A 9,957-nucleotide genomic window follows, 5' to 3' on the forward strand; every position below is an offset into this window, starting at 1 on the left:
AGAATTAAACAATCTACAACGCAAAGTCTATGGTCGAGATTTAAATGGTTTAAAAAGCAATTCTGGGTTAAAAAAACATTTTGGTCTGACGGATATTTTGTTTGCTCTGTTGGGAATGCGGCTGCTGATACAATTCAAAAATACATTCAAGAGCAGGGCTAACTATTCCGATTCATCCCATCGACACCGCTTCGCGTCGATCAATGGGTTTTCTCGGAAAATTTCGATAAAGAGTCAATAGTTACCTAAAAATCGTTCAGGTAAAACTTGGGCATTTACGAATAAATGCCCAAGAACACTACTGATCCCCTTTACTATGCACGAGTCGATAGAGTACAGGCAGCACTACCAGTGTTAGCAAGGTTGACGATATTATCCCGCCGATGACCACCGTGGCCAAAGGCCGTTGCACCTCTGCACCTATGCCCGTATTGAGCGCCATGGGCACAAATCCAAGGCTTGCCACTAGTGCTGTCATTAATACCGGACGCAAGCGAATAAGTGCCCCTTCAACAATGCTATTCACTAATTCTCCGGTTTCTAGCAAACGTTGCTTGATGAAGGACAGCATTACCAATCCGTTTAATACGGCAATCCCAGACAACGCGATAAATCCTACCGACGCGGATATGGATAAAGGCATATCCCTTAACCAAAGAGACATTACACCGCCTGTTAATGCCAAAGGGATACCTGTGAAGATAATCAACGCATCGCGTATAGAACCAAACGCAATTACCAGCATTGTCAAAATCACAAACAACGTAACCGGTACCACAATCGTCAATCGTTGACTCGCACTTTCGAGCTGCTCAAAGGTTCCACCATAGTCGAGCCAATAACCAGCAGGTAAATCTACTTCATCATTAATTCTCGCCTGAGCTTCTTCAACAAAAGTGCCAATATCTCTGTCACGCACATTTGCTGTGACAACAATACTACGTTTGCCATTCTCCCGGCTTATTTGGCTAGGTACTTCTTTAAATGCAAGTGTGGCTAATTCGCTTATTGGTACATGCTCACCAGAGGGCGTGACTATGGGAACGCTCTCAAGCTGAGTGAGTTCATTTCGAATGTCGTCGGCATATCGCACGACAATTTCAAAGCGTCTGTCGCCTTCAAAAATCATTCCAGCGGTTTTTCCACCTGTCGCAGCATTGAGCCATAACTGCAAGTCGGCTATATCCAAACCAAAGCGTGCCAATTGATTAGGCTTTGGTGTGACGGTGAAGATTGGAATGCCTTCTACCTGCTCAAGCCTCGCGTCATCAGCCCCTTCAATCGTTGAAATAACGGACAAAATGTCAGAAGCAGATGCAAAGAGGGTATCTAAGTCATCCCCAAATAGTTTTATGCCCAAATCTGCCCTTACCCCACTGATCAATTCATTAAACCGCATTTGAATAGGTTGGGTAAATTCATAATTATTGCCGGGCAAAGTAAACAAGTCCTCTTCAAACGTTTCGACTAGCTCGGCTTTAGTCATTGATGGATCGGGCCATTGTTCCCTAGGCTTCAAAATAACAAACGTATCAGTAATGTTGGGCGGCATAGGATCGGTAGCGACCTCACCCGTACCCGTGCGACCGAATACCGTCTGAACTTGCTCATACTGCATAAGTTTCGCTTCAAGAGTTTTTTGCATTTCAACTGCTTGTTCTACCCCAGTCCCAGGGATGCGTATCGCTTGTACTAAGATATCACCTTCATTGAGCTGGGGAATAAACTCGGAGCCTAATTTACTGCCCATCCATAAACTGCCGACAACCAAAGCACTCGCTGCTACTACCACTAGCCATCTAAAACGCAGCGCTCCGGTTAAAACAGGACGATAGACTGCCTTTGCACCTTTAATAATTGGGCTTTCTTTTTCGCTAATTTTACCTCTCATGAAAATTGCTATCGCCGCAGGCACTACGGTAAAACAAAATACCATTGCGGCAAGCAAAGCCATTATCACGGTCGCTGCCATGGGGTGGAACATTTTACCTTCGACGCCAGTGAGCGTGAACAAGGGGATATAAACAATGGTAATGATCAATACACCAAACAAACTGGGACGTATGACTTCATTAGTGGCTTCATATACAACATTCAGCCTTTCTTTGAGCGGTAGAGTAGCGCCGTTTTGTTTCTGGGATTCGGATAATCGTCTGATACAGTTTTCAACAATGATAACTGCGCCATCGACAATCAAGCCAAAATCCAGTGCGCCTAAACTCATCAAGTTAGCAGACACATCTGTTTTGACCATGCCCGATATCGTGGCAAGCATTGCCAAGGGTATTACAGCGGCGGTAATAAGTGCAGCTCGCACATTCCCAAGCAAAACGAATAGCACAACGATGACAAGTAAAGCGCCCTCGACGAGGTTTTTCTGCACTGTGTCGATGGTTTTGTCAACGAGGCTTGTCCTATCGTAAACCGCTTCAAGGATTACGCCCTCGGGTAAGCTTGTTTTAATGGTTTCGAGCTTACTGTCCACAGCTTTGGCGACCGTACGAGAGTTTTCTCCCACTAACATCATTGTCGTGCCAATCACTGTTTCTTGGCCATTTAACGTGCCGGCTCCAGAGCGCAGCTCTTTACCGAGGTTGATTTGGGCGATGTCTTGAATTTTTACCGGTACGCCATCAATGATCTTAACAACCACTTGGCCGATATCGTCGATGCCCTTAAGTTGGGCTTCCGATCTGATCAGTACTTGTTGCCCATTTTGTTCTACAAAACCAGCGCCTTGATTCGCATTGTTGCGTTCTAGCGCACTGAGAAGGTCACCTGTACTTATCCCAAAGTTTATCATTGCGACTGGATTAGGATTCACATGATATTGCTTTTCAAATCCGCCTATCGCATAAACCTCGGTCACCCCCTCAACAAGCGACAATTGGGGCTTAATTACCCAATCATGGATCTCCCTTAATGCCATAGCATCATAGGGTTGACCGTTGTCCTGTCGCGCCTGAGGCTCAGCACTTAACGAGTACATGTAAATTTCACCCAAGCCTGTGGAGATAGGGCCCATTTCAGGGGTTAACCCTGTTGGCAATTGCGCCGCGATGGCGGTGAGACGCTCGTTGACGAGATTTCGTGCGAAATATAAATCAGTGCCCTCTTTAAACACGACTGTGACTTGCGACAAACCATAGCGTGATATCGAGCGGGTATACGATAAATTAGGCAAACCGGCCAGCGAGGTTTCAACTATAAACGTTATGCGTTGTTCAGTCTCCAAAGGCGAGTAACCTGGGGTTGCGGTATTTATCTGCACTTGCACGTTGGTGATATCAGGCACAGCATCAATCGGCAATTGTTTGTAACTGTACATACCAAAAAAGGCGACAAACAAGGCGAACAACATCATGACACCACGTCGCTCAATGGATAGACGGAGTATTCGTGCAATCATGTTCTCACCTCACCGTTTTTATGGACTTGGCTTTGCTTTTGACAATAAATGCGCAGGTAATTAGTCATCATCGCCCGCCTCCATTTTTAATAAATCAGCTTTTAGTAGATAGCTATTTTCTACAACGACTTGCTGGCCTATTTGAACGCCCTTCACAATCTCTACTAAACGGTTGTCCGTGTTCCCAAGCTTTACTTGGCGGGGGTAAAATCGCTCCCCTTCTTTGACAAAAACAATGGTTTGCCCATCTAACTCTTGTATTGAACTTTTGGGGAGAGCCAGATTGACTTCTTGGAACCCAATCTGAATATAACCCTCTACCATAGCGCCTAAAGGCCAATAACCACTGCCATTATCAACGTTCACAAACGCGATAGAATAAGGTTTGTCATCAGGTGAGGACGTAATGTGGCTTATACTTGATTGTTGCTGCAATTCCTCAAGCCTTAAAGTGACTTCCATATCAACGGCAATACGAGTACGTTGTTTGGGGAAAATAGCCAATTGAGCAATTGCGCGAGAGTAATTAGCAACAGAAAGCAGTACTTGACCGTTGGTGAGCTCACCATCATTGGCGTGTCTAGCTATGATTTTTCCAGACATCGGTGAGGTGATTGAGTATTGATTTAAACTCTCGTTTGACTCAATGATTGCCAGTGTGTCACCTTTTTCTACTTTATCTCCAATATTCACCATGATACGTTTTACAACACCGTCGAAGCGGGCACGAATATGACTCAGTGACGCAGGATCATGAACTATCCGCCCAAAGGTTCTGGTTGTGAGCGATAATGTTCCTGATGCGGCCGATGCAGTCACGATATCGTGTTCAAGCATCCGTTCTTGAGATAACACTACGTACTCGGGTCTTTCTTCGGCTTCCTCATCGTCATCATCAGCCAGGGCGACAGAAGCAAACAGTAAAGTAACTAGCATGACTAACATGCCAAGCAAGTCACGTGCGCTAGTAACTAATGTAAATTGTGATTTATTCATTATTTTTTCTCTATTCATTGTGATGATTGAGCAGACGTCGAGGGAGAGTCAGAAAACACGGGAATTCCCGTAAGTGCCTCTAGATCTGCGCTTCGAAGGTGAACTAAGCCTGCGGCTTTTATCATAGTTCGTTGCATATCTATGAGTTGCTGTTGCGTTGTCACCCACTCTATGTAGTTGTAGCGACCACTTTCATAGCCATCCCGCGCCAATTTCAATGCAGATTCCAATGTTGGGACGACATTGTCTTGAAGGGTCGTAACAGTGAGCAAGGCTTGGTCTTTTGCGCTAATGACTTGATTTAATTGGCGAGTGAGTTCACGAATTTTCGCTTGTTTTTGATAGTCTATACTGTCAAGCAATGCGCGCTGTTGTTCGTATTCACCTAGATTCCGCTGCTTGGTATTTAACGGCACCGAAATACTGGCAACTAACGCTGTGTCATCAATTCCCTGCATTCTTCGGATACCGGCTTCCCACGCAATGTCGAACTGCTGACTGGCCTGAACCACTCTCAATCTGGCCTCTTGTACCCGATAGTTATCAGCATAAAGCAGAACGTGTGGATTGCTTTGAAGCTGTGAAAGCATTTGTTCAAGTGATAGTGAATTTGGAAACGATAACAGTGTCCCTTCAACTTCCGCAAACGCAGCGTTAGTGTCACCCCACATGATGGCCAGGTCGCGTTTATACTCATTGAGTTTTTGTTCACTTATCAATAACGACAAACGCGCCTGCGACAACGCTGACTCTGCACGTTTTTTCTCAAGTGGTGAAGAAGCCCCCGCTTCAACCCGTGTAGAGACTGTCTGAAGCATTGTGCGAGCCAGCATTTCAGCTCGTTGCTCAGTCTTGTGCAACGCTTGTTGGACAATGACATTGATATATCGTCGAGTTGTTTCACCCAAGATGTCCAGCGTACGAATGCGCCGTTGTGTAAGCAGTTGTGCTTTTTTTGAACTCACCACATTCATTCGGCTGCTGACTTTATCTCCAAGCTCGATGACCGACGATAAGGTCAGTGTCAATTCGGCATCTTTGATACCAGACACTTCGCCTGTTCCCAACACATTATCAACTTCAACCCCAACAGACATTTCAGGTCGTAAGCTGGCCATTTTTGATTCACCATCCAAAGCCGAAGATTTAAATTCGAACACAACTAAATCTGGGTTGTTTGATAATGTGCGTTTGAGCGCATTTTCAAGCGTGATTGAAGACTTTTGCGCATTGGCAGATTGAACAGATATGCTCATGGTTACCAGTGCAGCAGATATCAATTTCAGATACGCTGAGCTAGCTTTTTTTATGCCCAATGGGCGTGAAGAACTCATAAAAGAACCTTTTGTTCATAAGATAACGACATACATGGAAAGCACCCATGCAAACATATAGGAGGGAATGGATTAATGTTGAGGTGGGCGCAAAAGGCCTTCGACTAGGCCGTCAGTGACGTTGCGGGAATAACTGTATTGATTGGTGTATAACGGTTTAGATACGTCATTTATTGGGTGTTGTGCCAGAAACTTAATCTGTCCACATTGACACAGCACACAATGGAAACACTTAGGCTCTTCACTCGACGTATTATCACCAGCATTTACATTTTTTTCGGGAACATCATAAGTGCCTATCGACTTTGATTGTTCAGGGACTGACGATACCTCCGCAGGGTAGTCATCGCATTGAGCGGCGAACGAAAAGCCCGATTGACACATGAGCAAAGTAATAAGTAGCCATGCCAACCTACGCAGTTTTGATGTGCAATTAAAAATTGGCATTTTCTTATCAACTTTGCGCATTAAGCGCTCGCTGTCTTTCATTTCCAGCATCTTCGAGGATCATTTTTGCCCCGCGCAACACAACGCACGAAACTATCACACCGATAACCAGATCAGGCCATCGAGAATCGAGCCAAAACACCAAAACGCCAGCAGAGATAACACCTAAGTTGGCAATCACATCGTTGGCTGAAAATATCCAGCTTGCCCGCATATGCACTTCTTCATTTCTTTGTTTGCGTATGATCACAAGACAAATGACATTAGCAACCAGTGCAACTGCCCCCATAGCCATCATTAGTCCCGATACAGGTTCGCTACCGTAAATTGACCGTCTTACAATATCAATGATAATCAACACACCCAGTGCCATCTGAAAAAAGCCGCTAATTCTAGCCGCATTGGCTTTGTGCAATAGCGATTTACCAATAGCATAAAGGGCAACACCATAGACAACTGCGTCGGCGAGCATATCAAGTGAATCGGCTATTAATGCGGTTGAATTAGCAAGCAACCCGATCCCCATTTCTATAACAAACATTGTCGCGTTTATTCCCAAAAGCCAATACAAAACCTGTCGTTGAGACTGGTCTTTTATTTCAACTTCGCACCCACATCCGCTCATTAGAAACACACTCTTTACTGATGAATAGTATGAGTATAAAGTCTATACTTGGTATAGAGTCAACGGTTAGGAGTAAAAAATGAAAATTGGTGATGTCGCAAAGACGACAGGTTGTAGTATTCAGACCATTCGTTTTTATGAAAAGAAAGGGCTATTGCCTGAGCTCAAGCGCTCAAGTGGAAATTATCGTGTCTACGACAAGGGGACTATTGAACAACTCCTATTTATTAAACAGTGTCGTTCATTGGATATGTCTATCATGGAAGTAAAAACGCTCATGGACAGTCGTTCGAAGCCAGATCAGAGCTGTTCAAATATCAATACGTTAATAGCTAAGCATTTATCAGACGTCATTATTCGCATTGAAGAGCTAAACGCATTAAAGTCATCACTCGAAAATATGGCGTCAAAGTGTGATCAAAACAAAACCATTAGGGACTGTGGCATTTTAAATTATTTACACACTTAAAAGTGTAAGAAGCACACAGTTTCACTGTGCGCACTCGCCTCAACGTGTATCTATCGGCTAACATTCGTCATTTGTGTAGATTTATAAGGCAAAAATCAATAGCCTGAACTTTTGATACTGAGTCAGCCATGCATATTCATTTGTGGCCCTACAAAGCGATTTACATCGGAATCAGTCCTGATAATGATGTTCATGCACATCATGCTGTTCAAATTTGCATTGGTTTAGACAAAGACATCTCGGTTCAAGATTACAAGGCACAAAGTATTCACACCGGACAATGTATTGTGATTTTCGAAGATGTCCCTCACAAGGTTTTGGCACAGGACAATCAGATTGTAGTCATCTATTTAGAGCCTGAAGATAGGCAAAACCAACAATTTCTCAAAGCCTTACGTCAAGCCAGGAGTGATGGAATTAATACTCTGCCGCTTACTAGCAAACCTGAACTCTGGATAATAAATCTATCTCAAGCAGCTATTTTCAGCGCTAACTGCGTTGAATTTACTTGCAATAGGCTAGCTATTGACGCGTAATTTCGCCTTGTTTTCACTGAAAATATCTGGCTAGAGAAAAATAAACATAAATATCATTTTTGATTCAATACGTTAGTAAATCTCTTAACCAGAGTTCAGGTTAGCAAAGAATTGGGATCCATTTCTCAGCATCTATTTACTGACGTCGATATCGACAAAGTGTGGAAAACAGTAAATAAAGCGGTAGGGCTAGTCTATAGTCCTGCGCTTTCATCGCGCCCTGAGGATAAACGGGTACGAGCGGTCATCGACATTATTGCTTCGCAGAGAGGTTGTGCAATCGATATGGCGTTTTTATCATCGAAGGTTTTCTTGTCCCCAAGTCGTCTAACACTGCTCTGCATTTGATGTGTCGTACGGGTTATCTAAAGGCAAAAAAGCTTTCGTCCCCTGCTTGAAAGGTTCGTAATTTGTTGAAATGAAATCTATGAGATTACTGAACTCTTCACTACCCAGCGTAAGTTCACTTTTGGGACTATCTAATTCTAGTGTTTCACTATCAAGCCAACCCTTTGGCTTATTATACCGACCAAGCTTCAAGAACACTTCGTCTTCTGAGGTGTTATGAGGGATTTTCCAAAATATTGCTCGGGTCAACACTCTAGGTTTATCACGAATTATTTTAGCTAATCTATCTTTAATTTTTGCCATGATACCTCTTTATTTCCTCATCGCGTCCGGCGACCGTAGAGAGCGAGTTTAATGGCTTTGTTAGGCGATTTCATGTGTAACCTCGAACCCTATCTCTTTTAGGCTCAAATTGATTAGGTTTACACCAACTTCTTCTGCCCTTTCCCTTAATTTCTCCCAACGATCTGTGCCAATACTGGTTTTAGTATTTGTAACAACAACCAAATTAAAGGTGGGCTTTTTACCAGTAATTGAGGAGTAAGAATTCACTTGCTCGTTAGACCGTCGGATGGATTGATTAATAAACATAAAAGCATGATCAGGATTTCGGGTCCACTTGACCTCAAAAATAGTGTCTGCTTTATCTCGTCCATTTGTAACAACCCCATCGAATTCAACTGATTGATTGCCCTTTCTAAAGCGCACGCCTCTTTCAATGCGCCCATATTCCTTTGACAGGTAACTGAGGGCTTTTTCCTCAACTTCAAATGACAACTTCATCCTTGATGTATTAGAAAGCTCTTGTAATTTTGAAAGGTCAATTTTTGTGATTGTAGATTCTTCCGTTTCTGACGGCTGCTCCGAGGTGTATTCTTCTTCTATTGCTTCCTCAGCTTTCCGGCGAATATTCTCAGCCTTACTTAGAGCTTCTTTCTTGTATTTGAAATAATTCTCATCTTTTCTGATTATGGCCGCCAAGTTCTGTAAAAATTCCAGCTCAGTAACAGCAGTTACAACTATAAAGATAGCGGCAAAATATGTAGCCCAATGAGAAGAAAAGAAAGCTAGCGATGCTACAAGCATAATAGAAAACAACTTAGTCGCATGGCTTCTTTGCTTCAGCAAAAAAGTGATAAATAAGCACAGAATCGACACTATAAGTGCAACAGTACCGATGAAGCTTGCATAATTATCTGGTGGCACGATGTATTCCATTTACAGCCTAACATTTTAGTATTTATGCGACACGCATTTTGTATTGCATAATCGCTTGTTGGACTGAGCCGCTACCTGCTCGGTGTGTCAGAGTTGGTGTTGTTTATGCTATGGGAATTTGCTTTTTGGTGGCTCTCACTTTCCTAGCTAATTTAATCAGCTTAGCTAGTGTAATTTAAGCTTTCCCTGCATTGCTCAGCGCTTTTTATGTATTCATTACACCTAAATTTGGCTAGATTAGCAATTAATAATTGATTTCAAGCAACTACCTAGCAGATCACTTGTTCTGCTTTAGGTAATTTCCGTAGTTCGCTCAAAATCGACCTATAAAGTATTTACGTTAAATGATAATGGGGCAAAGGCAGCATAAGAACACTGCCTGCGCTAAATCAACAATCGGTTTCTCTCGATATTTTAATGGCGTCTTCAATCTCTATTCCCAAATATCTGATGGTGTTATCAATTTTTGTATGACCAAGTAGTAACTGAACGGCACGTATATTTTTGGTTCGAGCATAAACTGCATATTCTCATGCATCGCGATCACCTAATACTATCTAAGCCGATCACCTAAT

10 protein-coding genes and 1 pseudogene are annotated in these 9,957 nt (G+C 43.1%); 3 read left to right on the forward strand and 8 right to left on the reverse strand.

Features of this window, described 5'->3' with window-relative positions; translation table 11 throughout:
- Window positions 1–3 precede the first annotated feature (3 nt).
- Window positions 4–162, forward strand: a complete 159-nt coding sequence (locus tag QMA00_RS17835) for a transposase (RefSeq protein ID WP_290158299.1) — start codon at window positions 4–6, stop codon at window positions 160–162.
- 136 nt (window positions 163–298) lie between these two features.
- Here the strand turns inward: QMA00_RS17835 and QMA00_RS17840 are convergent, their stop codons facing one another.
- The 5 genes from QMA00_RS17840 to QMA00_RS17860 form a co-directional block, all read right to left on the reverse strand.
- Window positions 299–3,409, reverse strand: a complete 3,111-nt coding sequence (locus tag QMA00_RS17840) for a CusA/CzcA family heavy metal efflux RND transporter (RefSeq protein ID WP_290158291.1) — start codon at window positions 3,407–3,409, stop codon at window positions 299–301.
- A gap of 60 nt (window positions 3,410–3,469) precedes the next feature.
- On the reverse strand, window positions 3,470–4,405 hold the full coding sequence (locus QMA00_RS17845; RefSeq protein ID WP_004588583.1) for an efflux RND transporter periplasmic adaptor subunit: 936 nt from the start codon (window positions 4,403–4,405) through the stop codon (window positions 3,470–3,472).
- A gap of 14 nt (window positions 4,406–4,419) precedes the next feature.
- Window positions 4,420–5,739: a TolC family protein gene (locus QMA00_RS17850; RefSeq protein WP_290158294.1), complete on the reverse strand. Its 1,320-nt coding sequence runs from the start codon at window positions 5,737–5,739 to the stop codon at window positions 4,420–4,422.
- A 72-nt stretch (window positions 5,740–5,811) separates the two neighbouring features.
- On the reverse strand, window positions 5,812–6,228 hold the full coding sequence (locus tag QMA00_RS17855; protein ID WP_254843700.1) for a hypothetical protein: 417 nt from the start codon (window positions 6,226–6,228) through the stop codon (window positions 5,812–5,814).
- Complete coding sequence (locus QMA00_RS17860) at window positions 6,194–6,811, reverse strand: cation transporter (RefSeq protein WP_010554767.1); 618 nt, start codon at window positions 6,809–6,811, stop codon at window positions 6,194–6,196. Before QMA00_RS17860 ends, QMA00_RS17855 begins: the two co-directional genes overlap by 35 nt.
- A gap of 79 nt (window positions 6,812–6,890) precedes the next feature.
- Here QMA00_RS17860 and cadR point away from each other — a divergent pair, with 79 nt between their 5' ends.
- Both cadR and QMA00_RS17870 read left to right on the forward strand, forming a co-directional pair.
- Complete coding sequence (gene cadR / locus QMA00_RS17865) at window positions 6,891–7,280, forward strand: Cd(II)/Pb(II)-responsive transcriptional regulator (RefSeq protein WP_004588587.1); 390 nt, start codon at window positions 6,891–6,893, stop codon at window positions 7,278–7,280.
- Between the two features lie 128 nt (window positions 7,281–7,408).
- Window positions 7,409–7,816: a hypothetical protein gene (locus QMA00_RS17870; RefSeq protein ID WP_076923230.1), complete on the forward strand. Its 408-nt coding sequence runs from the start codon at window positions 7,409–7,411 to the stop codon at window positions 7,814–7,816.
- A gap of 327 nt (window positions 7,817–8,143) precedes the next feature.
- Here the strand turns inward: QMA00_RS17870 and QMA00_RS17875 are convergent, their stop codons facing one another.
- From QMA00_RS17875 to QMA00_RS17885, 3 genes and pseudogenes are all read right to left on the reverse strand, one after another.
- Entirely contained in the window at window positions 8,144–8,467 is a 324-nt protein-coding gene (locus QMA00_RS17875; protein WP_064667425.1) for a hypothetical protein, read from the reverse strand.
- Window positions 8,468–8,527: 60 nt separating this feature from the next.
- Window positions 8,528–9,382, reverse strand: a complete 855-nt coding sequence (locus QMA00_RS17880; protein ID WP_076923229.1) for a hypothetical protein — start codon at window positions 9,380–9,382, stop codon at window positions 8,528–8,530.
- Between the two features lie 389 nt (window positions 9,383–9,771).
- Window positions 9,772–9,903 (reverse strand): annotated as a pseudogene (locus QMA00_RS17885) (integrase); the annotation flags it as partial.
- Window positions 9,904–9,957 lie beyond the last annotated feature (54 nt).

Source organism: Pseudoalteromonas sp. APC 3694 (assembly GCF_030407565.1).
In the GTDB taxonomy this organism is placed as follows: Bacteria; Pseudomonadota; Gammaproteobacteria; order Enterobacterales; family Alteromonadaceae; genus Pseudoalteromonas; species Pseudoalteromonas tetraodonis.

Coding starts and splice junctions, on each gene's coding strand:
- QMA00_RS17880 (WP_076923229.1), bottom strand. CDS start 9,382: ATGGAATACATCGTGCCACCAGATAATTATGCAAGCTTCATCGGTACT.
- QMA00_RS17855 (WP_254843700.1), bottom strand. CDS start 6,228: ATGAAAGACAGCGAGCGCTTAATGCGCAAAGTTGATAAGAAAATGCCA.
- QMA00_RS17860 (WP_010554767.1), bottom strand. CDS start 6,811: ATGAGCGGATGTGGGTGCGAAGTTGAAATAAAAGACCAGTCTCAACGA.
- QMA00_RS17870 (WP_076923230.1), top strand. CDS start 7,409: ATGCATATTCATTTGTGGCCCTACAAAGCGATTTACATCGGAATCAGT.
- QMA00_RS17845 (WP_004588583.1), bottom strand. CDS start 4,405: ATGAATAAATCACAATTTACATTAGTTACTAGCGCACGTGACTTGCTT.
- QMA00_RS17840 (WP_290158291.1), bottom strand. CDS start 3,409: ATGATTGCACGAATACTCCGTCTATCCATTGAGCGACGTGGTGTCATG.
- QMA00_RS17850 (WP_290158294.1), bottom strand. CDS start 5,739: ATGAGTTCTTCACGCCCATTGGGCATAAAAAAAGCTAGCTCAGCGTAT.
- QMA00_RS17875 (WP_064667425.1), bottom strand. CDS start 8,467: ATGGCAAAAATTAAAGATAGATTAGCTAAAATAATTCGTGATAAACCT.
- cadR (WP_004588587.1), top strand. CDS start 6,891: ATGAAAATTGGTGATGTCGCAAAGACGACAGGTTGTAGTATTCAGACC.